We start from the raw sequence: 21,246 nt of genomic DNA on the forward strand, positions 1-21,246 counted from the left end.
TTTATTCAGGTGCTTTCGTTCGGGTCTTCGTACACCGGCAGATGGATGCGGAATTCCGTGCGGCCCGGGCGGCTATCCACGTCGATCAGCCCGCCATGGTCAGCGACGATCTTGGCGACCAGCGCCAAGCCAAGGCCTGACCCCGCCGCCTTGGTGGAGACGAAGGGCTCGAACAGGTGGCGGCGGATATCCTCGGGGATGCCGGGGCCGTTATCGCGCACGGAGACGAAGATGGGTAGGTTGGGGCGCGAGCGCCCGGCGGAGGCCGAGAGACGCACGCCATGCTGGAAGCCGGTGGTGAGATGGATCTCGCCATCCTGGCGGTCGGCGCCGGCAATGGCCTCGGCGGCGTTCTTGATGAGGTTGAGCAGGACCTGAATGAGCTGGTCGCGGTTGCCCAGCACATGCGGCAGAGAGGGGTCGTAGCTCTCGATGAACTTGATCCGTGTGGCGAAGCCGCTGCCGGAGAGTTTGCGCACATGCTCCAGCACGCGGTGGATGTTCACGCTCTGGCGTTCCAGCTTCTTCTCGCCGAAAGTCTCCATGCGCTCCACCATGGCGCGGATGCGGTCGGCCTCGTCGCGGATCAGCACGGCGAGCTCGCGGTCGCTCGGCGGGGCGCTCATTTCCAGCAGCTGGGCGGCGCCACGGATGCCCGAAAGCGGGTTCTTCACCTCATGCGCCAGAATCGCCGCCATGCCTGTGATGCTGCGGGCTGCGTTGCGGGCGGACATCTGCTGGTCCAGCGCCAGGGCGGCGGATTCGTCCTGCAGGGTAAGGGCGACATAGCCGGGCTTTTCGAGCATCGGCGCGGCGTGGACCGAGCAGCCGCGCCGGGTGAGGCGCGGGCCCTCGATGGTGAGGTTATGCTCGGCGATGCTGACCCCGGCCCCGCGCGTGCGCTCCAGCATCAGGAAGATGGGATGGTCGGCGGGCAGGATGTCGGATAGCGGGGTATGCAGCAGCAGGGCCTTGGAGGCGCCGAAGAACTCCTCCGCCGCGTAGTTCAGGGCGGCGAACATGTCGTGCTCGTCCAGCACCGCCACGGCGATGGGCAGGGTCTCCAGGATCTGCGAGGGGTCCAGCGGCGGGCGGGGCTGTGCGCCGCGCTTGCCCAGACCAAAGGCCTTGCGCAGGCCGCTCATGCGGCGCAGGCCTGGGCGTAGGCGGCTGTTTCCTCGCCAGAGGGGGCGGTTTCATCCTGGCGGACGAAGCCCTGCTCGATCAGCGGGTCGTAGAACTCGTCGATCAGCGCTTCCACGGCGGGGCCGTTATCCAGCCGGTTCATGGCGGCGCGGAAGGCGGCGGAGCCGCGCAGCCCGTGGCTGTACCAGGCGACATGCTTGCGCGCGAGGCGCACGCCGCCCTTCTCACCGAAATGCTCGCGGATGGAACGGTAGTGGCGCAGCAGGATCTGCTTCTGCGTGGCGAGGTCCGGCGGGGCGGTGAGCTGGCCGGTGGTGAGATAGTCGATGACCTGTTGCAGGAACCAGGGGCGGCCATAGGAGCCGCGCCCGATCATCACGCCGTCGGCCCCGGAGCGGCGCAGCGCCTCCTCGGCCTTGGCCTCGGTGGTGATGTCGCCATTGACGATGACGGGCAGCTTCACCGCCTCCTTCACGGAGCGCACGAAATCCCAGTTGGCCACGCCCTCGTAGAATTGCTGGCGGGTACGGCCATGCACGGTGATGAGGGTGATGCCGGATTCTTCGGCAATGCGCGCCAGAGTGGGGGCGTTCAGGCTGTTATGGTCCCAGCCCATGCGCATCTTCAGGGTCACCGGCACGTCCACGGCGCGGGCGGTGGCCTCCAGGATGCGGCCGGCGAGAACCTCGTCGCGCATCAGGGCGGAGCCGGCCGACTGGCCGATCGCCACTTTTTTCACCGGGCAACCGAAATTGATGTCCACGAGATCCGCTCCCAGCCCAACGGCGATCTTCGCCGCTTCGGCCATGGCCTCTGGCTCGCAGCCCGCGAGTTGCACCGAGGACGGGCCGCCGCCCGCCACAACCTCGGCCATGCGTAATGTATTGCGGTTTTCCCGTACCATGGCCCAGGAGGCGATCATTTCCGAAACCACCAGCCCGGCACCCATCTCTTTCACCAGGGCGCGGAAGGGCAGGTCCGTAACGCCGGAGAGCGGCGCCAGGATGACCGGGTGTTGCAGCGTGACCTGCCGGGGCCCGGTGCCGAGCGTGACCGGCTGGATCAGGGGTTGCGTGGAAATGCTCATGATTTGTGCAAATTACCGTCCGGCGCTGCCACTTGCAATGACCACGTCGCACAAAGGTTGACGGTTCGGCGCCAGACCGTACATCTCGGCCCGGTAAAACATGGAGCAGTACAGCATGATTCCCCGCATCGGCACCGGTTTCGACGTTCACGCCATGGCGGAGGGCCGCAAGATGATCATTTGCGGTATCGAAGTGCCACATGAGAAGGGCTTGGCCGGGCACTCGGATGCCGATGTCGGTATCCATGCGCTGTGCGACGCGATTTACGGCGCGCTGGCGGAAGGCGATATCGGCCGGCACTTCCCGCCCTCCGAGGAGAACTGGAAAGACGCGGATTCCGCCCGGTTCCTGCGCCATGCGGCCGAGCGCATCGCCGCGCGCGGCGGCCAGTTGGCCAATGCCGACATCACCATCATCTGCGAACGCCCCAAGATCACCCCGCATGCCCCCGCCATGCGCGCGCGCCTCGCGGAGCTGCTGGGGGTGGATGTCGGGCTGATCTCGGTGAAGGCGACCACAACGGAGAAGCTGGGCTTTACCGGGCGTGGCGAGGGCATCGCGGCGCAGGCCGCCGTGATTGTGCTGGTGCCCTGAAACATCGTGCATGGCTGAAAGCGGTGCCGAAATGGTTAGTGAACGAAAGTACACGAGCCCTGCAAAACGGCATTGCTGCACTGCGTGATCATATCTGCCTCAGGTGAGCGGGCCTAAAGTATATACTCGGCCATAGGATGAGTTACCTCTCCTATTTTTTCTTGGACGTTTCCTCCCTAAACTTGGCGGTGCTTTATAGCACCGCCTTTTTTTTTGTTTTCAAGCGATTTGCTTGGCGGTGGTGATGGAAGGGGCTGCGCCGAGCAGCGGTCCGGCCTCGCTCAGGGCCTTTTGCAGATGCGGGGAGGCCATGTGCGCGTCCACCGCCGCTTGATCCTTATAGGTTTCGTAGACATGGAACACGCCTGGAGTCTCCAGGGCCTCGTGCAGCGTGTACTGTAGCGTGCCGGGTTCGGCGCGGCTGGGCGCGACCAGCGCAGTGAGCACGGCGCGCAGGGCGTCGGTCTTGCCGGGGGCTGCGGTGAGCGTGGCGAAGACGCTAATGGCGGTGGATGACATCAGGAACTCCCCTTTTGGTTTATTGGCGGGGGGAGCCTATCCGGTGGATTCTGACCGGTGCAAGGAGAATGAAGTGGGGGGTTTCTGTTGCCCGGTACCCCCCGAACCGCGCTTAGCTGTTTTTAGGCAGCGACGGCGAATGCAACGTTGTTATCGTTCGCATTTAAAAATTAGCCCGATGACGGCGGTACAATGCCGGGCAAAAGATGGGTCTTTACCACGCATGTCGAGTCTGTTTCGCCCCCATGAATGGTGGAGGCGCCGGGTACTGCCCCCGGGTCCATAACGCTTATTCCACGCACCGTTTATCACCATAGTCAGCAAGCTGACGGAGCTAATATAGGCGAGGGACGCTGGCTGCGAAAGGGGGGCGGTGTTATTGAGCGGATATGACACTGACACCTGAGCAGACCGCCGAAATCGCCACCGCCCGCGCCCAGACGCACAGCACGCTGCGCCCCACCGTACCGGCGTTGGAGGAATTGCTGTTCACCGCTTTTCCCGTGCTCGACCACGGTTTTATCCGCGTGGTGGACTATATGGGCGACGATTCCGCCGTGGTGCAGGCGGCGCGTGTCTCCTACGGGCGCGGCACGCGCAAGGCGCTGGAGGATGCCGGGCTGATCCGCTACCTGATGCGCCATTACCACTCGACCCCGTTCGAGATGTGCGAGATCAAGTTCCATGTGAAGCTGCCGATCTTCGTGGCCCGCCAGTGGATCCGCCACCGCACTGCCAATGTGAACGAGTATTCGGCGCGCTATTCCATTCTGGACAAGGATTTCTACCTCCCCGCGCAGGAGAAGCTGGCCAAGCAGTCCACCGATAACCGGCAGGGGCGGGGCGAGGTGCTGGCCCCCGCCACCGCCGAGCGCGTGCTAAACTTGCTGCGCGAGGACGCGGAGGCGACCTACGGCCATTATGAGGAGATGCTGGGCGACGATGTGGGGCTGGCCCGCGAGCTGGCGCGCATGAACCTGACGCTCAACACCTACACGCAGTGGTACTGGAAGACGGATCTGCACAATCTCTTCCACTTCCTGCGCCTGCGCGCGGATAGCCACGCCCAGTACGAGATCCGCGTCTATGCGGAAGAGATGCTGAAGATCGTGGAGGCCTGGGTGCCGCTCTCCTTCGCCGCGTTCCGCGACTATCGGTTGGGAGCGGTGACCTTCTCGGCCAAGATGCTGGAGCTGGTGAAGCGGATGCTGACCGGCGAGGCGGTGACGCAGGAGGCGTCGGGCCTGTCCAAGCGCGAATGGACGGAGTTCATGTCCTCGCTGGGGCGGGAGTAAACCTCAGGCGGCCTCTTTCAGGTCCACCATAATTTCGTCCGCCAGTCGTTCCAGGCTGCGGCGGACTTCCTCTACCGCGACATGCGCGGGCACACTCACCTTGATCACGGCGCGGAACATCTCCTCGCCGGTGAAGGGCGCGCTTTCGATCGAACTGCTCAGCTCCTCGATATTTACGCCGAGCTTGCGCAGGGTCTGGGTGACGTCGCGGACGATGCCGGGGCGGTCATGCCCCAGCACTTCCAGCGTCAGCGCCTCGTAATCCTGGGGTGGGGCTGCTTCGCTGCCCTCGGTGACGGTGACGCTCAGCCCGTCGGCCTGTAGCTCTGAAAGCGCGGCGATGAGGCCGGAGGCGGCATTGGCGGGCACGCGCACCAGCACGATGCCCGCGAACTGCCCGGCGAGCTGCGCCAGCCGGCTCTCCAGCCAGCTGCCGCCGCCCGCCGCGATCCTCTCGGAAATGGCATTCACCAAGCCGGGGCGGTCGGAACCGATGAAGGTCAGTACGAGTGATGTGGTCATGGTCTCGTTCTCCGCGCCGGTCTGGGCTGGGGGTTAGCGGTTATCCCGCTGCTGGCCGAAGAGCTGCAGCAGGAACAGGAACAGGTTGATGAAGTTCAGGTACAGGGTCAGCGCGTCGTACACGCTGCGCTTGCCGGCCATCTCCACGCCATAGGCGCTGCCGTACTGGATGTAGTCGGCCTTGATGCGCTGGGTGTCGTAGGCGATGAGGCCGACGAACACGAGCACGCCGATGACCGAGATGACAAACGCCATCGCCGCCGAGTGCAGGAAGATGTTCACGATGGAGGCGATGATGATGCCGAACAGGCCCATCATGAAAAAGCTGCCCCAGCTCGTGAGATCCTTGCCGGTGGTGTAGCCGTACAGGCTCATGGCGGCGAAGGTACCAGCGGTGATGAAGAAGACCTCGGCAATGGAGGTCGAGGTATAGACCATGAAAATGGTGTTCAGGCTGGCGCCCATGGTGCCGCAGAACACCCAGAACAGCGCCTGCGCCGCTTGGGTGGAGAGCTTGTTCACCCCGAAGCTGAGCACCATGACGAAGGCAAGCGGGGCGAAGACGGCGATCCAGGAGAGGATGGTCGGCACCTCGACCGTGTAGCCCTGGGCGTTTTGCGCCGTGGTGTAGAACAGCGCGTGCAGGGCGGGGATGGCGAAGATGGCGTAGGCAACCAGGCCAGTCAGCACCAGGCCGGAAGCCATCCAGTTATATACGCGCAGCATATAGGCGCGCAGGCCGGCATCGAGCGCCGCGCTGCCATAGGCGGAAAAGCCGGTCTGCGCCGTGCGGTAGGAATTATTGGGGTTCAATGCCATGGAAGAAATCGCTCCTTGAATGGGCCTTGCGGCCTCAAGGTCATACTTCTTCCGTTTCGTCTGGTTTTCAAGTGAATTGGCGGCATTCCTGCCGCCAATCCCGTTACAAATGGTAAGCTTAGCGGCGCCACCAGCCGGTTTTCTTCGCCGCCGGCGCGGCCTCGCTGCCCACGATGATAGGCTTCACCGCCGGTTCCGGGGCAGTTTCAGCTTCAGCGGGTTCGGCCAGGACGGGCGCGGGGGCTTCAACCACCGGTTCCGCCGTACGCTGCGCGTCCTCAGCCACGGGGCTCGGCGCCTCTTCCACGGCTGTCACCACGGCCGGTTCTTCGGTCAGCAGCGGCTGCGTGGCTTCGGCGGCCTCGCGGGCGGCACGGCGGGCTTCCGCCTCGGCGCGTTCGGCGGCCTCGAAGATGTCCGCGATGTCGGCATAGACCGGCGCGGGAGCGGCTTCCTCGATCGTGGCCTCACCCTCGCCGGTGCGGCGGCGGCGGCCGCCTCGGCTGCGGCGGCGCTTGGGCGCGGGCTCTTCCTCGGTCGCGGGGGCTTCCTCGGTCACCAGGACGGGGGCTTCAGGCTCCTCCTGCGGCGCGCCAAGGGCGGCTTCCAGCACCAGATCCAGTTCCGTGGGCTGGTCCTCGGCCACCGGCGCTGCTTCCGGCGCAGCCTCGGTCACCGGGGCTGCGGCTTCCTCCTCGGCGCCAGCTTCTTCCAGCGTGCCACGGTCCTCGCGGCGCTTGCCGCGGCGGCGGCGGCGGCGCTTGCGGTCGCCGTTCTCGCCCTTCTCGGCGGACTTGGTCTCGTCGGCCTCGGTCTCGGCTTCGGTCTCTTCCTCCTCGGCGATCTCCTCCACCGGGGCGGCGATTTGGCGCTCGGGGCGCACCGGGGCCGGGGCGGGGGGCTGGGCCGTCTGCGGCTTCAGCCGGTCGATGCGGAAATTCGAGCCGGTCAGAGTGGAATCCGGCGTGAAGATCACGCGCATCGAGTAGCGTTCCTCGATGACCGTGAGGCGCTCGCGCTTGTGGTTGAAGAGGTAGAAGGCGATCTCCGGCGGCAGGGTAACGGAGATTTCGGCGGCGCGGAACTTGGCGCCCTCATCCTCGATGGCGCGCAGGATATGCAGTGCCGCACTCTCGGGGCTGCGCACATGGCCCATGCCGGCGCAATGCGGGCAGGTGACCAGCGAGGCCTCGGTGAGCGAGGGGCGCAGGCGCTGGCGGGACATTTCCATCAGGCCGAAATGGCTGATGCTGCCCACCTGGATGCGCGCGCGGTCGTGCTTCAGCGCGTCCTTGAGCTTGCGCTCGACGGCCGAATTATTCTTGCGGGACTCCATGTCGATGAAGTCGATCACGATCAGCCCGGCGAGGTCGCGCATGCGCAGCTGCTTGGCCACCTCCTCGGCGGCCTCCAGGTTGGTGCGCAGGGCTGTGTCCTCGATGCTGCGTTCGCGCGTGGAGCGACCGGAGTTCACGTCGATGGCGACCAGCGCTTCCGTCTGGTTGATGACGATGTAGCCGCCCGAGCGGAGCTGCACGATCGGGTTCAGCATGGCATCCAGCTGCGCCTCGACCTGGGACTTGGCGAAGAGCGGCTGGCCTTCCGTCCAGAGCTGCACCTTGCGGGCGTGGCTCGGCATCAGCATGCGCATGAAGTCGCGCGCCGCGCGGAAGCCTTCCTCGCCGTCCACCAGGATGTCCTCGACATCGCGGGTGTAAACGTCGCGGATGGCGCGCTTGATGAGGTTCGCTTCCTCGTAGATCAGCGCCGGGGCGGTGGATTCCATCGTCTTGTCGCGGATGTCATCCCACAGGCGCAGCAGGTATTCGCAGTCGCGCTTGATTTCGGGCTTCGGGCGGTTGGCGCCTGCCGTGCGCACGATAAGCCCCATGCCCTGCGGCACGTCCAGTTCGGACATCGCCTCCTTCAGGCGGCGGCGGTCGGCCTGCGAGGTAATCTTGCGCGAGACGCCGCCACCCGTGGGGGAGTTGGGCATCAGCACCGAGAAGCGCCCGGCGAGCGAGAGATAGGTGGTGAGGGCAGCACCCTTATTGCCGCGCTCCTCCTTGACCACCTGCACCAGCATGATCTGGCGGCGGTGGATCACGTCCTGGATCTTGTAGTTGCGCAGGAAGCGCTGGCGCATGCGGCGCTCGCGGGCTTCCGCCGCGTCGTCGCCGTCACCGCCGATCTGCTCGGGGGTGGAGGCCTCGGCGCCAGTTTCGGTCTCGATGGTCTCCACGGTGTCAGTGGTCTCGACCGTCTCCACAACGGCCTCCGGCGCACCGCCCTCGGCGGCTTCCGCGTACTCGGCCTCGGTCTGCGCGGCCTCGGTGGGGGCTGCCTCGATCGGGGTGTTTTCCTCCGGCAGGGTTTCCACGCTGGCTGGGGCTTCCGCGTCCGGGGCGATGTCTTCCGCCGTGGCGGGTTCGTTCAGCGCCTCGGCGATGCCGGTGGGCTCCTCCAGCAACTCGCCATGCGGCTCGGCGTCCTCGGGCGGCGGGGCGGCGACGATCTCGATCGGCTTGATTTCAAGCGCCTGGGCGGTTTCGGCGGGCAGGGTGGCGGCGGGCGCCGCTTCCTCGGCCTCTTCCTCGGCGACGCGGGCGGCTTCTTCCTCGGCCTGCATGGCGAGCAGCTTCTCGCGGTCGGCGATGGGGATCTGGTAATAATCCGGGTGGATCTCGCCAAAGGCGAGGAAGCCATGGCGGTTGCCGCCATATTCAACAAAGGCAGCCTGCAGGCTGGGTTCGACCCGGATCACCTTGGCGAGGTAGATATTGCCTTTTATCTGCTTGCGGCCGACGGTCTCGACGTCGAAATCTTCAAGCCGGTTACCGTCCAGAACCACCACGCGGGTTTCTTCCGCGTGGCTGGCGTCGATTAACATTCTTTTCGTCATAGAAGCTCCGGTGCGCGCGGCAATCGCCGGCCCGAGCAGAAAGGCTCAGAGCCGACAGGGCGCGATATGAGGGTAGAAATGGGGATGCAGACCAGAACCGCGCCTTTTCCGAGCAGAAAATAGAAACTTCGGTAGGCAGAGCGGTCATCGGTCCTTGAACTCGCCGGGGCGGTGCGCCACGGCCATGGGTATTTTTTTGTCGAAGCCTCCGGAGCGCGGAACCGGCCGCGTAAGGCCAGTCTCCACCCAGGCCCGGAAGCCTGTCATTGTAGATGACCGAAAACCCCTTGTCCCGCAAGGGGGTTGTTCAGCCGGAGGTTTATCAGCAACATGGCCAGGCTAAACCGGACCGGAGCGCTTGTGAGTAAGATCGGCTGCGTCGCCATTGTAAAGAATGAGGAACGCCATATCGCGGAATGGCTCGCCTGGCAGTTCCTCGTCGGGTTTGATTGTGTTTTCCTCTTTAATAACGAGTCCACGGACCAGACCAAGGCCATCGCCGAGGGGTTCGCGCCCCGCTACGACGTGCGGGTGCTGGATTGGCCCACCCAGGAGGGGGGGACGCAGGAGCGGGCGTACATGCGCGCGGTTGAACTGCTGCGGGACGAATTTGAATGGCTGGCCTTTTTCGATGCCGATGAATTCCTGGTTTTGGATGAGGGGCTCAATCTCAAGGCTATTCTACGGCAGCGGCAGGAAGCCGCCATTGGTATTCAATGGGCATTGTTCGGCTCGTCCGGCCATCTGGAATACCCGAAGGAACTGGTTGTCGAGGCTTTCACCCGCCGTGCTCCAGCCTCCTTTGCGCCGAATGCGCATATCAAGAGTATTGTCCGCCCCCGGGCGGTGAAGCGGGCATTCAATCCGCATGCCTTTGAAATCGAAGGTGAATGTGTGGATTTTAAGGGAAGGCCTCTGGCGTTTCAGCTGCCCGGCGTTCTAGCTGAGGGGCGGGATTACGATGGTGTGAAACTGCACCATTACTTCACCCGCTCCTGGGCGCACTGGCAGGCCAGGGCGGAACGCGGAACTTTCGGCGCAAAGCGGACGGAGCAGGAATTCCGCGACTATGATCGCAACGAAGTTCTTGACGATGCCGCGGCGCGGCATGCCCCCGAGATTAAACGGATGTTGGAGGCATTCCAGGGGGGCTGGGTTGCGCCGAGTAAGACCGTGGCCGTGGTGTTGGTGGTCAAGGATGAGGCGAGCGACATCCTGGCATGGCTCGCTTGGTACCGGCTGCTCGGGTTCGATGCCGCCATCGTCTATGATGACGATTCCACCGATGGCACTTGGGAGCTAGTGCAGGAGGCGGCGCAGCATTGGGATATCCGCCTCAGCCGTACAATAGGGGATAGAAATATCTGCTACCAGGAGCGGCAACAGGCTTCCTACTGCCAGGCTCTCTCTACCTACAAGAACGAGTTTGCTTGGCTCGCCTTCTTCGATGCGGACGAGTTCCTGCAACTGCGCCAGGATAAGAGCGTGGGGGCGTTTTTGGCCCGCTTTCCCAATGCCAATGAGGTGGCGGTGAACTGGTGTAATTATGGTAGTTCTGGCCATATGCTGAAGCCGAAAGCCCCGCCGCCGTTGGCCTATACATGGCATGGCGGCGCTCGGATGGAGGTGAATAAGCATGTGAAATGCTTTGTTCGCCCCGGTAAGGTGGGCCTAATTGGCTGACGGTGCATTGCTTCGACGTTGCACCGGAAAGCGCCGTGCAAGCTAGTGGCGAGCCTGTGGTATGGAGCGAGACGCCGGGAATCGTCGCCGGGACGCCAGACTGGTCCGTAGCCAAAATCATGCACTACCAATGCCGCAGCATGGAGCATTTCATCGAGCGGCTGAAGAAGCGACCGCAATTCCAGGAGGTGCCGAACCTTTGGGCCGCCTATGACGTGCGCGACGAGGAGGATACCGCACCCCAGGCGCTGGCGGGGCCGCTGCTCGCTGGGATCGAGGCGCTGCGCGCGCCGCGGTTCGTGCCCAACGCCGTGCCGCCGGAGAACAGGCTGATCTTCGACATTGGGATGGCCGAGGGCGATGACACGGCACTGTATCTGGCGAAGGGGTTCCGTGTGGTGGGGCTGGAGCCCTCGGCCAAGACCTATTACGGGCTGTGCGAGCGCTTTGTCGCCGAGATCAAGGCTGGGCGGCTGACCGTGCTGAACTATGCCGCCGGGCGCGAGACCGGGCAGATCCTAGAATTCTTCCATAACGACAAGCATCCGCGCCTTTCCGGCTTTTCCGCTGGCCGGCCGGAATTCGCCAGCGGCTATACCAGCTACCATGTCGTCACCATCGGCTGGGCGGAGCTGGTGGCCCAATATGGCGTGCCGCATTACGCCAAGATCGACATCGAGGGCGCCGAGGTGGCGTTCCTGGCGGGCGCGGAAGGGGCGGCGCTGCCTGCTTATATCTCGGTGGAATGCCATGATCTCGGCCCCGCCGAGGCGTTGCACAAGCTCGGCTACCGGCGTTTCCAGCTCTCCGACCAGAACCCGCCCGGTGGCTATGCCTGGCCCGATCCGGCGCGCGAGGGGCGTAAGGCGGAGGGGGTGGATGTGAACCATACCTCCGGGCCATTCGGCGCGGAGCTGCCGCCGGACTGGCTGGATTTCGAGATGTTCCGTACCGCCTGGCGCGCAGCCAAGGCGCAGGGTAAGCCGACATGGTATGACTGCCACGCCGCGCTGGTGTGAGGTGGTGGGGCATTTAGCCCCACCGTGAAAAACTCTTGTGCGGCCTGGGGCGCTTGTGCAGCGCCGATGCTATGCTGCATCACGCAGGCAAAACGACGAGGAGTTTGAAACATGACCGAAGCACGGGTTTCCATCGACGGCCTGAACATCGCCGCCGTTCTGTATGATTTCGTCAATAACGAGGCGCTGCCCGGCACCGGTGTGGAGCAGGGCAAGTTCTGGCCGGGCTTCACGGCGCTCCTCAAGCGCTTCTCCGCCACCAATGCCGAGCTGCTGGCCAAGCGCGACGCCATCCAGGCCAAGATCGACGCCTGGCACCTCGCCCATAAGGGCAAGCCCATCGACGAGCCCGCCTATGAGGCGTTCCTGCGCGAGATCGGCTATCTGCTGCCCGAGCCGGCGGAATTCACCATCGACACCGCGAATGTCGATCCCGAGATCGCGACCATCGCCGGGCCGCAGCTCGTGGTGCCCGTCTCCAACGCCCGCTACGCGCTGAACGCCGCCAATGCCCGCTGGGGCAGCCTGTACGATGCGCTCTACGGCACGGACGCGCTGCCGGATGAGGGCGAGATCGCCCGCGGCAAGGGCTTCAACCTCGCCCGCGCCAGCGCCGTGGTGGCCCGTGGCCGCGCCTTTCTCGACGCGCATTTCCCCCTGGCCGACGGCAGCCATGCCGATGCGCTGGGCTATAAGGTGCGCGATGGCCATCTGGCCGTGGTGCTGCATTCCGGCGAGGTGGGGCTGCGCGACGCCGCCCAGTTCGCGGGTTATACCGGCGAGGCCGCCAGCCCCAAGAGCGTGCTGCTGAAGAACCACAACCTGCATGCCGATATTCTGATCGACGCCACGCACCCGATCGGCAAGAACGACACCGCGCATGTCGCCGACATCATTCTGGAATCCGCGATCAGCACGATCATGGATTGCGAGGACTCGGTGGCCGCCGTGGATGCCGAGGACAAGGTGGCCGTGTACCGCAACTGGCTGGGCCTGATGCAGGGCACCCTGACCGCGCCGGTGGAGAAGGGGGGCAAGACCTTCCTGCGCGATATGCACCCGGACCGCGTCTATACCGCGCCGGATGGCTCTACCCTGACCCTGCATGGCCGCTCGCTGCTGCTGGTGCGCAATGTCGGCCACCACATGCTCACCGACGCGATCACCCTGGACGGTGCCGAAGTACCGGAGACGGTGATGGACGCCGTGATCACCTCGCTGATTGCGATCAACGACCTCAAGGCCAAGCGCAACTCGCGTGCCGGTTCGGTCTATATCGTGAAGCCCAAGCTGCATGGGCCGGAAGAGGTGGCCAACGCCAACGCGCTGTTCGGCGCGGTGGAGGAACTGCTCGGCCTGCCCGCCAACACGCTGAAGATGGGCATCATGGACGAGGAGCGCCGCACCTCCGTCAACCTGAAAGCCTGCATCCAGGCGGCGAAGTCCCGCGTGGTGTTCATCAACACCGGCTTCCTCGACCGTACCGGCGATGAGATCCACACCTCCTTCGAGGCGGGTGCGTTCATCCGCAAGAACGACATCAAGAACCAGCCCTGGATCAAGTCCTACGAGGACCGGAACGTGGATTTCGGGCTGGAATGCGGGTTGCAGGGCAAGGCGCAGATCGGCAAGGGCATGTGGGCCGCACCCGATTTGATGGCCGGGATGCTGGAGCAGAAGATCGCGCATCCGCGCGCCGGCGCCAACACGGCCTGGGTGCCGTCCCCCACCGCCGCCACGCTGCACGCGCTGCACTACCATCAGGTGGACGTGCTCGCCCGCCAGAACGAGCTGAAGAGCCGCGCCCCGGCCAAGCTCTCCGACCTGCTGACCATCCCGCTGGCTGGCGGCATCAACTGGAGCCCGGAGGAGATCCAGCAGGAGCTGGACAATAACTGCCAGGGCCTGCTGGGCTACGTGGTGCGCTGGGTGGACCAGGGCGTGGGCTGCTCCAAGGTGCCGGACATCCACGATGTCGGCCTGATGGAGGACCGCGCGACGCTGCGTATTTCCTCGCAGCATCTGGCCAACTGGCTGCACCATGGCGTTGTCACCAAGGAGCAGGTGCTGGAGACGCTGAAGCGCATGGCCGTGGTGGTGGACCGCCAGAATGCGGGCGATGCGGCCTATAAGCCGATGGCCCCCGGCTTTGATGGCCCGGCCTTCAAGGGCGCGTGCGAACTGGTGTTCGAGGGGCGCGATCAGGCGAACGGCTATACCGAGTTCGTGCTGACCCGCCGCCGCCGCGAGGCCAAGGCGGCCGCCTGAGGATAAGGACCGGGGAGGGCAGCCTCCCCGGTTTTTTATGGCGCCGGGGGCGGTTCCTCGAGGGGCGGCGTTTCCAGAACCTCGTTCACCCTGATGTTAAGCTCCAGATGCAGCTGGTGCAGTTCGGTCAGCATCTGGCGGACATCGTTCACCGTCTCCATCACCGCGTCGTGCTGTTCCTTGGCCAACTGGTCGGAGGAGCGGGCGGCGAGGATGGTGCCGACGCCCAGCAGGGGCAGCGCCACCAGCTGCAATACGCCCGAGCTGGCATATTGCACGAAGGGCATGGTCGCGGGCCATTTCAGCGGCAGCAGGGTCAGAACCAGGCAGAACCAGAAGAAGCCCATTGTCGCGAAAATCGCGTTGGCACGGATGGCGATCTGGTCGTTGAGCCAGGAGAGTTTGTCGCGCAGGTTCACGTTTGAAAATAACTCGCTGAATAAGTTGCAAAAATTTTTTGGGTGCCGCCTTTTTTGCAAAAAAGGCGGCGTCTTTCATCGCACCGGAATGGTGGCCGGGCGGAATTCGCCGCGTGCCAGCGGCTCGGGCGGAGGCGGCTGGCGGCAGCAGATGAGCCAGTAGGGCAGCACGAGCAACAGCGTCCAGGCGAAGCTGCCGAACAGTGCCGCGTGGCTCAACACCGGCCATTGCGAGGGGAAGAGGGCGAGGTCCAGCAGCCAGAGCGTACGCCAGATCAGCCCGGTGAGCCGCACCGCCGGGGCCAGGGCCGGGCGGCGTGGGGCGCTGCGCTCATGTGTGCGGATTTGCATGAAGGCTGTACCCGCCATTACCAGCAGGCAGAGTATATCCTCCAAGAAATCGGCGCTGGGGATGGTGTCGTAACGGTGGATCCAGATGGCCCCGATGCCTGCCCCCAGCACGATGCAGGCGCGGGCCAGGGTGTAGAGCGGCAGACCAAGATACCAGCAGGCGAGATTGACGGCTGGCTGCATGAGCCGGTCGATGATGAAATCATCCACGCATCGCGCGAAACTGATGATCCTCTCCGCCACCTTATGCTGGTCCTGTATGTCCCACGTGGTTTTGCAACGCGCGCCGTAATGAGCCGGAGGCCGCCGCCAGCCTGGTTTGTGCCTGCTCGGCGGTCAACCGGCGCAAAATCATTAACGCCGCACACTTAACATGCATCCCGCAGGCGGTGAGTGCAAGGGTGGCGTCACGTTCATTTGCGCCCGTGATTTGCTGGACCATTGCCAAGGCGCGGCGGCGGAGCTTGGCATTCGTTGCGCGCATGTCCACCATGTAGGGGCCATAGGTTTTGCCGAGGCGGATCATCACCGTGGAGGAGAGGGTGTTGAGCGCGATCTTCTGGCTGGACCCGGCGGAGAGCCTCGTGGACCCGGCGATCACCTCCGCTCCTGTGGCGATTTGCACCGGAATTTCGGCGGCCTCGGCCATGGGGGAGGCGGCATTGTTGACGATGGCGCCGGTAAGCCCGCCAAGCGCGCGGGCATGGCGGATGGCGGCGAGGGTGAAGGGCGTGCTGCCCGAGGCGGCGATGCCGACCAGTGCGTCGGCGGAGGTGAAGTGGCGGGCGGTGAGTGCGGTGATGGCGGCTTGGGTATCGTCCTCCGCGCCCTCGGCGGCCTTGATGAAGGCGGATGGACCGCCGGCGAGCAGGGGGATGATCAGCCCGTCCTCAATGCCGAAGGTGGGGCCGCATTCCACGGCGTCGAGAAAGCCAAGCCGGCCGGACGTGCCCGCCCCGGCGTAGAAGAGCCGCCCGCCCGCTTGCAGCTTGGCGGCGACGGCATCGGCCAGCCGGGCCAGGGATGGGGCGGCGGCGGTGAGGGCGCGTTGGGCCGCTTGTTCTTGGGTGAGGAAGGTGGTCACGATGTCCAGCGTGTCCCGCTCGTCGAGGTCCATCAGCTCGGCCTGCGCGGTTTCGGTGCCGCGCTGCTTGGCGGGGGCGGGGGCTTGTGCTGTCCCAGCCGTCCAGACGCGCTGTGGGTGGAAATCGTCGCTGAACCAGACGAGATCGGCCCGCGCGCCAGGGGTGAGCGCGCCGCGGTCGGCGAGGTTCAGGGCGTGGGCCGGGCGGGATGTGGTGGCGGCCAGGGCCGTTTCGGGGGCTACACCGGCGGCGATGAGGCGGCGCACGCCCTCGTCCAGCGTGATGCCAGCCCCGGCGATGGTGCCGTCCGCCCGAAGCCCCACGCCCTGATGTCCAAGCGTAACGGGCGCGCCGCCGAACTCCCGCACCGTGCCCGGCTCCAGCCCGGCGATGAGGATGGAATCGGTAACCGCGATGGCGCGCGGGCAGGCGGCGAAGGAGATTGCCAGAAGCTCAGGCGCGACATGCACGCCATCGGCGATGAGGCAGGGGGAGAGGCGGGAATCGGTGAGGGCCACGCCCGGCGCGCCGGGCGCGCGGTGGTGCAGCGGCGATTGTGCGTTGAAGACATGGGTCACCAGCGTGGCTCCCGCCGCGGCGGCGTTGCGCATGGTGGTGGCGTCGGCAGCGGTGTGGCCGAGCGCGACCGTGATCCCGGCTTCGCGCAGCCGGGCGATGGCCGCCAGCGCGCCGGGCAGTTCTGGTGCCAAGGTGACGAGGCGGATCACCTTGCCCATGGCCAGAACCTCGGCGATGGCCACGTCGTCCGGCAGGTGCAGAAATTCGGCGAGATGCGCGCCACGTTTGGAGGGGGCGAGGAACGGGCCTTCAAGATGCAGGCCCAGAATCGCGCCGTGCCGCGCCTGGGCGGCTGCGGTGCGCTGGGCGGCTGCGGCGAGATCGCCCAGTGGGGCGGTGATGGCGGTGGGCAGCACGGAGGTGACGCCACAGGTCATGAGGCCCGAGACGAAGATATCCCACTCCTCCGGCGTGGCGGTCGCGCAATCCACCCCGAAGGCGCCGTTATTGTGCAGATCGATCAGCCCAGGGGCGAGGAAGCCATGCGTCAGGTGAATGTCTGCATCGACATTGCCGAGGATGATGCGGGTGATGCGCCCATCGTGCACCTCCACGGCGCCGGGAGGGGTGAAGTTGTCGCCCAGGAACAGGCGGGGAGCTGAGATGATCATGAAGGGAGCATACTGGTGCCGGGTGAGGGATTTGAACCCCCGGCCTTCGGTTTACAAAACCGCTGCACTACCACTGTGCTAACCCGGCACGGAGGGTGGCTTAACATAATCTGCATTTAGTTCCATCCCCCCACTTGATCTCCTTCGCCGAGTTATTTATACGCCCGTCCACCGGCATGGTACGGGGCTATAGCTCAATTGGTAGAGCGTCTGCATGGCATGCAGAAGGTCAGCGGTTCGATTCCGCTTAGCTCCACCACCGTACTTTCCCTAAAAAATTCAAGCATTAAACAACGCCTCTGCCGCAGCGCGCTTGCGCGCGCCGAGGCGTTTTTGGCGTAGCTCAGGCTACGGTCAGCTTTACGTCCACGACTTTATGGATGGCGTTGGAATAGGGGCAGACGATGTTGGCCTTCTGCACCAGGTCTTCGAGCTGGGCTTTCTCCAGCCCCGGGGAGGTGATGGTGAGTGCGGCGGTGATGCCGAAGCCGGTGCCGTCCTCACGCGGGCCGATGCCGATATCCGCCGCCACCTTGGTCTCGGGCGAGAGTTTCACATGCTCCTTGCCCGCCACGAATTTCAGCGCGCCGAGAAAACAGGCCGAATAGCCAACAGAGAAAAGCTGTTCGGGGTTGGTGCCGGGGCCGCCATCGCCGCCCAGTTCCGTGGGGATGGAGAGTTTAACCGAGATGCGGCCATCATCGCTCGCGCCCTGGCCGTCGCGGCCGCCAGTCGCGTGGCCATGGGCGGTGTATTTTACGTCAGTCATGGTGATCCTCCGGGTTGGTTACCCGGAGGATGTGGCGCTGGATGCGCTTAGCGCAAGGCGGCGGCGAACTCCGCGATGCGGGCGCAGGCCTTGGCCAGCACGGCCTCGGAGGTGGCGGTGGAGATGCGGATATGCCCGGGCATGGCAAAGGCCGAGCCCTGCACCACGCCGGTATGTGTTTCCTCCAGCAGGGCCATGGTGAAATCCGAATCCGTTGCCAGCTTGCGCCCGCCCGGGGTGGTCTTGCCCAGGCAGCCCTTGATGCTGGGGAACACGTAGAACGCGCCTTCCGGCTGGTGGCAAGCAAAGCCCGGCACGGCGTTCAGCGCCGCCACGACGATGTCGCGCCGCGTCTGATAGGCTGCTGCCCGCTCAGCCAGGAAATCCTGTGGGCCGGTGAGCGCCGCCAGCGCCGCGGCCTGGCCCACCGAGGACACGCCGGACGTGGCCGTGGCCTGCACCACGGTGCAGGGCTTGATGATCTCGGCGGGGCCGAAGCACCAGCCCACGCGCCAGCCGGTCATGGCATAGGTTTTGGAGACGCCGGAGACGGTGACGATGCGATCCGCGAGGTCCGGCGCGGCGGCGAGCAGGGTGGCGTGCTTGCGGCCGTCGAACAGCAGATGCTCGTAGATATCGTCGGACAGCACCCAGACATGCGGATACACGCGCAGCACCTCGGCGATGGCCTTGAGCTGCGCCTCGGTGCAGGCTGCGCCCGAGGGGTTGTTGGGGTAGTTGAGCAGCAGCAGCTTGGTGCGCGAGGTGATGGCCCGCTCCAGTGCCTGCGGCTGGAGCATGAAGCCGTCCTCCTGCGGGCAGGGGACGAAGACCGGTTTGGCCCCGGCGAAATTCACTGTCTGTTCATAGCCAGCCCAGGCGGGAGCGGGGATGATGACCTCGTCGCCGCGCTCGGTCAGCGACATCAGCACGTTGAAGATGGCCTGCTTGCCGCCATTGGTGACCAGCACATCCGCCGGGCGGATTTTCATGCCATGCTCGCGGTGGAATTTTTCCGCCACCGCGCTGCGTAATGCCTCGGTGCCGCCGAGCGGGGGGTATTTGGTCTCGCCACGCAAGGCGGCCTCGTGCGCCGCCTGAACCACACGCTCGGGCGTGGGGAAATCTGGCTCGCCCAGGGAGAGGGAGATCACGTCATGCCCCTCGGCGCGCAGAGCGCGCGCGCGCGCCGCCATGGCCATGGTGGCCGCCAATTCGGTTCGTTCGACCCGTGCTGCGAATTTTGTCATGTCCTTGGGTTTAAGGCCTGCGGTTCGTTTTGGGCAAGCAAGCTTGGCGGGGCTGCACTGCCCTGGGCAGATTGCTAGGCGCGGGAGGTGGGGTTATGACCGGCGCGTCAGTTTTTTAACAGTCCGCATGGGGAGCGTAGCATGGCTGAAAATTTCGACGTCATCGTGATCGGGGCTGGTCCGGGCGGTTACGTCTGCGCGATCCGCGCGGCGCAGCTCGGCCTCAAGGTGGCCGTCGCCGAGAAGCGTGAGACGCTGGGCGGCACCTGCCTGAACGTTGGCTGCATCCCCTCCAAGGCTCTGCTGGTTTCCTCCGAGGATTTCGACCACGCCAAGCACGGCCTGCAGGACCATGGCATCTCCGTGGGCGAGGTGAAGATCGACATCGCTCGCATGCAGGCGCGTAAGGCCGAGGTCGTGGGCGCCAACACCAAGGGCATCGAGTTCCTGTTCAAGAAGAACAAGATCACCTGGCTCAAGGGCGAGGCCAAGTTCACCGCGCCGGGCGCCGTCGAGGTTGCCGGGAAGGGCTACACCGCCAAGCATATCGTCATCGCCACCGGTTCGGGCTCCGTGCCGCTCAAGGGAGTCGAGGTCGATGAGAAGCGCATCGTCACTTCCACTGGCGCGCTGGAGCTGGACAAGGTGCCGGGGCATCTCGTGGTTATCGGCGGCGGCGTGATCGGGCTGGAGCTGGGCAGCGTGTGGCGCCGCCTGGGCGCTGAAGTCACCGTCGTCGAGTTCCTCGACCGCATCACCCCGGGCCTGGATGGCGAGATCTCCAAGACCTTCCAGCAGGTGCTGACCAAGCAGGGCTTCCAGTTCAAGCTCGGTCACAAGGTGACCAGCGCCAAGACCGAGGGCGAGCAAGTGACACTGACCATCGAGCCCGCCAAGGGTGGCGCGGCCGAGCAGATCAAGGCCGACATCGTGCTGCTGGCCATTGGCCGCTACGCCTATACCGAGGGGCTGAACCTCGCCGCAGCGGGCGTTGAGACCGACGAGCGCGGCCGCGTGAAGACCGACGGCCACTACGCCACCAACGTGCCGGGCATCTATGCCATTGGCGACGTGATCGCCGGCCCGATGCTGGCGCACAAGGCCGAGGAAGAGGGCGTGGCCCTGGCCGAGCGTCTCGCGGGCCAGGCTGGCCATGTGAATTACGGCGCGATCCCGAGCGTTGTGTACACCTCGCCGGAAGTGGCCTCGGTGGGCGCCACCGAGGAGGAGCTGAAGGCCGCGGGCGTGCAGTATGTCGTCGGCAAGTTCCCGTTCATGGCCAATGGTCGCGCGCGCGCCTTGGGGGCGACCGAGGGCTTCGCTAAGATCCTCTCCGAGAAGGGGACCGACAAGCTGCTTGGCGCGCATATCATCGGGGCGGATGCGGGCACGCTGATCGCCGAGTTGACCACGGCGCTGGAATTCGGCGCGTCGGCAGAGGATGTGGCGCGCGTCTGCCACGCGCACCCGACCCTGAGCGAAGTGGTGAAGGAAGCCGCTCTCGCCGCTGATGGACGGGCGCTCCACATCTAAATGGCTGACTATATCCGCCTCGGCGTCAATATCGACCATGTGGCCACGCTGCGCAACGCGCGCGGCGGCGGCCACCCGGACCCCTTCACGGTGGCGAAGGCCTGTGTCGAAGCGGGGGCGGATGGCATCACCATCCACCTGCGCGAGGACAGGCGGCATATCCGTGATGCGGATGCCGAGGTGATCTGCCGCTGGGCGGCGCGGCCAGTGAATTTCGAGATGGCGGCCACCGAGGAGATGACCGCCATCGCCAGCCGGCTGAAGCCGCACGGTGCCTGCATCGTGCCCGAGCGCCGGGCCGAGGTGACGACCGAAGGCGGGCTGAACGTGGTGCAGCAGCGCGCTGCGCTGAAGCCGGTGATCAAGCGGTTGCAGGATGCGGGGATCGTCGTGTCCCTGTTCATCGACCCGGAGCCGGATCAGGTGCGGGCCTCCGCCGAGATCGGCGCCCAGGTGGTGGAACTGCATACCGGCGCTTACGCCCACGGCAAGCCGGGTGAGCTGGAGCGGCTGCGTCAGGCGGCGGTGCTGACGGCCGAGGTTGGGCTGGAATGCCATGCTGGGCATGGGCTGACCTTTGCCAATGTGCAGCCGGTAGCGAAGCTGCCGGAACTCCGCGAACTGAATATCGGGCATTTCCTGATCGGCGAGGCGCTGCTGATGGGGCTGCCCGCCGCAATCGCGGAGATGAAGCGGCTGATGGCGGAAGCCCGCGCGGCCTGAACACTAGGCTGTGATGGGGTTGCCCGGGCTCCTGCCCTTGGCGCGCTGCCTGGCACCCGGCATCATGGGCG

General features: G+C 65.2%; 17 protein-coding genes, 2 tRNA genes, 1 other RNA gene and 1 pseudogene. 8 read left to right on the forward strand and 13 right to left on the reverse strand.

Features of this window, described 5'->3' with window-relative positions; all coding sequences use genetic code 11:
- Positions 1-5: 5 nt before the first annotated feature.
- Both HNP71_RS05840 and dusB read right to left on the reverse strand, forming a co-directional pair.
- The gene (locus HNP71_RS05840) at positions 6-1,145 is read right to left on the reverse strand and encodes a two-component system sensor histidine kinase NtrB (protein ID WP_183265940.1); all 1,140 of its coding nucleotides are present in this window, start codon (positions 1,143-1,145) and stop codon (positions 6-8) included.
- On the reverse strand, positions 1,142-2,233 hold the full coding sequence (dusB, locus tag HNP71_RS05845) for a tRNA dihydrouridine synthase DusB (RefSeq protein ID WP_183265941.1): 1,092 nt from the start codon (positions 2,231-2,233) through the stop codon (positions 1,142-1,144). Before dusB ends, HNP71_RS05840 begins: the two co-directional genes overlap by 4 nt.
- Positions 2,234-2,345: 112 nt before the next feature.
- Between dusB and ispF the strand changes: the two are divergent.
- A pseudogene (gene ispF / locus HNP71_RS05850) lies at positions 2,346-2,828 on the forward strand (2-C-methyl-D-erythritol 2,4-cyclodiphosphate synthase); the annotation flags it as partial.
- Positions 2,829-3,047: 219 nt separating this feature from the next.
- On the opposite strand, the gene HNP71_RS05855 reads toward ispF, so the two are convergent.
- Entirely contained in the window at positions 3,048-3,347 is a 300-nt protein-coding gene (locus HNP71_RS05855; RefSeq protein ID WP_183265942.1) for a putative quinol monooxygenase, read from the reverse strand.
- 72 nt (positions 3,348-3,419) lie between these two features.
- Positions 3,420-3,716, reverse strand: a transfer-messenger RNA (tmRNA) gene (ssrA, locus tag HNP71_RS05860).
- 20 nt (positions 3,717-3,736) lie between these two features.
- Between ssrA and thyX the strand changes: the two genes are divergently transcribed.
- A complete protein-coding gene (gene thyX, locus HNP71_RS05865; protein WP_183265943.1) occupies positions 3,737-4,642 on the forward strand; it encodes an FAD-dependent thymidylate synthase in 906 nt (301 codons plus the stop codon).
- A gap of 3 nt (positions 4,643-4,645) precedes the next feature.
- Here thyX and HNP71_RS05870 read toward each other — a convergent pair whose 3' ends face one another.
- The 3 genes from HNP71_RS05870 to HNP71_RS05880 all read right to left on the reverse strand — a co-directional run bounded on the left by HNP71_RS05870 (position 4,646) and on the right by HNP71_RS05880 (position 8,885).
- Positions 4,646-5,164 (reverse strand): glycine cleavage system protein R, encoded by a 519-nt coding sequence (locus tag HNP71_RS05870; RefSeq protein WP_183265944.1) that lies wholly within the window; start codon positions 5,162-5,164, stop codon positions 4,646-4,648.
- A 33-nt stretch (positions 5,165-5,197) separates the two neighbouring features.
- Complete coding sequence (locus tag HNP71_RS05875) at positions 5,198-5,983, reverse strand: Bax inhibitor-1/YccA family protein (RefSeq protein ID WP_183265945.1); 786 nt, start codon at positions 5,981-5,983, stop codon at positions 5,198-5,200.
- 118 nt (positions 5,984-6,101) lie between these two features.
- On the reverse strand, positions 6,102-8,885 hold the full coding sequence (locus HNP71_RS05880) for an Rne/Rng family ribonuclease (RefSeq protein ID WP_221246641.1): 2,784 nt from the start codon (positions 8,883-8,885) through the stop codon (positions 6,102-6,104).
- 360 nt (positions 8,886-9,245) lie between these two features.
- Between HNP71_RS05880 and HNP71_RS05885 the strand changes: the two genes are divergently transcribed.
- From HNP71_RS05885 to HNP71_RS05895, 3 genes are all read left to right on the forward strand, one after another.
- Entirely contained in the window at positions 9,246-10,568 is a 1,323-nt protein-coding gene (locus HNP71_RS05885) for a glycosyltransferase family 2 protein (protein ID WP_221246642.1), read from the forward strand.
- A 35-nt stretch (positions 10,569-10,603) separates the two neighbouring features.
- Positions 10,604-11,587: an FkbM family methyltransferase gene (locus HNP71_RS05890; RefSeq protein ID WP_183265947.1), complete on the forward strand. Its 984-nt coding sequence runs from the start codon at positions 10,604-10,606 to the stop codon at positions 11,585-11,587.
- Between the two features lie 111 nt (positions 11,588-11,698).
- A complete protein-coding gene (locus tag HNP71_RS05895) occupies positions 11,699-13,855 on the forward strand; it encodes a malate synthase G (RefSeq protein ID WP_183265948.1) in 2,157 nt (718 codons plus the stop codon).
- 35 nt (positions 13,856-13,890) lie between these two features.
- Here the strand turns inward: HNP71_RS05895 and HNP71_RS05900 are convergent, their stop codons facing one another.
- From HNP71_RS05900 to HNP71_RS05915, 4 genes are all read right to left on the reverse strand, one after another.
- Entirely contained in the window at positions 13,891-14,274 is a 384-nt protein-coding gene (locus tag HNP71_RS05900; protein WP_183265949.1) for a hypothetical protein, read from the reverse strand.
- A gap of 75 nt (positions 14,275-14,349) precedes the next feature.
- Entirely contained in the window at positions 14,350-14,868 is a 519-nt protein-coding gene (locus tag HNP71_RS05905) for a hypothetical protein (protein WP_183265950.1), read from the reverse strand.
- Position 14,869: 1 nt separating this feature from the next.
- Positions 14,870-16,900 carry an N-acetylglucosamine-6-phosphate deacetylase gene (gene nagA / locus HNP71_RS05910; RefSeq protein WP_183265951.1) on the reverse strand — a complete coding sequence of 677 codons (2,031 nt, stop codon included), beginning with the start codon at positions 16,898-16,900 and terminating at the stop codon, positions 14,870-14,872.
- Positions 16,901-16,913: 13 nt separating this feature from the next.
- Positions 16,914-16,988, reverse strand: a tRNA-Thr gene (locus tag HNP71_RS05915).
- 95 nt (positions 16,989-17,083) lie between these two features.
- Here HNP71_RS05915 and HNP71_RS05920 point away from each other — a divergent pair.
- Positions 17,084-17,159: transfer RNA gene (locus HNP71_RS05920), tRNA-Ala, on the forward strand.
- Positions 17,160-17,243: 84 nt separating this feature from the next.
- On the opposite strand, the gene HNP71_RS05925 is transcribed toward HNP71_RS05920, so the two are convergent.
- Both HNP71_RS05925 and HNP71_RS05930 read right to left on the reverse strand, forming a co-directional pair.
- Positions 17,244-17,669, reverse strand: coding sequence for an organic hydroperoxide resistance protein (locus HNP71_RS05925; RefSeq protein WP_183265952.1), 426 nt, complete (start codon positions 17,667-17,669; stop codon positions 17,244-17,246).
- Between the two features lie 47 nt (positions 17,670-17,716).
- Entirely contained in the window at positions 17,717-18,919 is a 1,203-nt protein-coding gene (locus tag HNP71_RS05930) for a pyridoxal phosphate-dependent aminotransferase (RefSeq protein ID WP_183265953.1), read from the reverse strand.
- A 141-nt stretch (positions 18,920-19,060) separates the two neighbouring features.
- Here HNP71_RS05930 and lpdA point away from each other — a divergent pair, with 141 nt between their 5' ends.
- Both lpdA and HNP71_RS05940 read left to right on the forward strand, forming a co-directional pair.
- The gene (lpdA, locus tag HNP71_RS05935; protein WP_183265954.1) at positions 19,061-20,452 is read left to right on the forward strand and encodes a dihydrolipoyl dehydrogenase; all 1,392 of its coding nucleotides are present in this window, start codon (positions 19,061-19,063) and stop codon (positions 20,450-20,452) included.
- The gene (locus HNP71_RS05940) at positions 20,453-21,175 is read left to right on the forward strand and encodes a pyridoxine 5'-phosphate synthase (protein ID WP_183265955.1); all 723 of its coding nucleotides are present in this window, start codon (positions 20,453-20,455) and stop codon (positions 21,173-21,175) included.
- Positions 21,176-21,246: the final 71 nt, after the last annotated feature.

The sequence above is a fragment of the Acidocella aromatica genome (assembly GCF_014201825.1).
Taxonomy (GTDB): domain Bacteria; phylum Pseudomonadota; class Alphaproteobacteria; order Acetobacterales; family Acetobacteraceae; genus Acidocella; species Acidocella aromatica.

Coding starts and splice junctions, on each gene's coding strand:
- HNP71_RS05880 (WP_221246641.1), bottom strand. CDS start 8,885: ATGACGAAAAGAATGTTAATCGACGCCAGCCACGCGGAAGAAACCCGC.
- lpdA (WP_183265954.1), top strand. CDS start 19,061: ATGGCTGAAAATTTCGACGTCATCGTGATCGGGGCTGGTCCGGGCGGT.
- HNP71_RS05840 (WP_183265940.1), bottom strand. CDS start 1,145: ATGAGCGGCCTGCGCAAGGCCTTTGGTCTGGGCAAGCGCGGCGCACAG.
- thyX (WP_183265943.1), top strand. CDS start 3,737: ATGACACTGACACCTGAGCAGACCGCCGAAATCGCCACCGCCCGCGCC.
- HNP71_RS05895 (WP_183265948.1), top strand. CDS start 11,699: ATGACCGAAGCACGGGTTTCCATCGACGGCCTGAACATCGCCGCCGTT.
- HNP71_RS05925 (WP_183265952.1), bottom strand. CDS start 17,669: ATGACTGACGTAAAATACACCGCCCATGGCCACGCGACTGGCGGCCGC.
- HNP71_RS05940 (WP_183265955.1), top strand. CDS start 20,453: ATGGCTGACTATATCCGCCTCGGCGTCAATATCGACCATGTGGCCACG.
- HNP71_RS05930 (WP_183265953.1), bottom strand. CDS start 18,919: ATGACAAAATTCGCAGCACGGGTCGAACGAACCGAATTGGCGGCCACC.
- dusB (WP_183265941.1), bottom strand. CDS start 2,233: ATGAGCATTTCCACGCAACCCCTGATCCAGCCGGTCACGCTCGGCACC.
- HNP71_RS05875 (WP_183265945.1), bottom strand. CDS start 5,983: ATGGCATTGAACCCCAATAATTCCTACCGCACGGCGCAGACCGGCTTT.
- nagA (WP_183265951.1), bottom strand. CDS start 16,900: ATGATCATCTCAGCTCCCCGCCTGTTCCTGGGCGACAACTTCACCCCT.
- HNP71_RS05870 (WP_183265944.1), bottom strand. CDS start 5,164: ATGACCACATCACTCGTACTGACCTTCATCGGTTCCGACCGCCCCGGC.
- HNP71_RS05855 (WP_183265942.1), bottom strand. CDS start 3,347: ATGTCATCCACCGCCATTAGCGTCTTCGCCACGCTCACCGCAGCCCCC.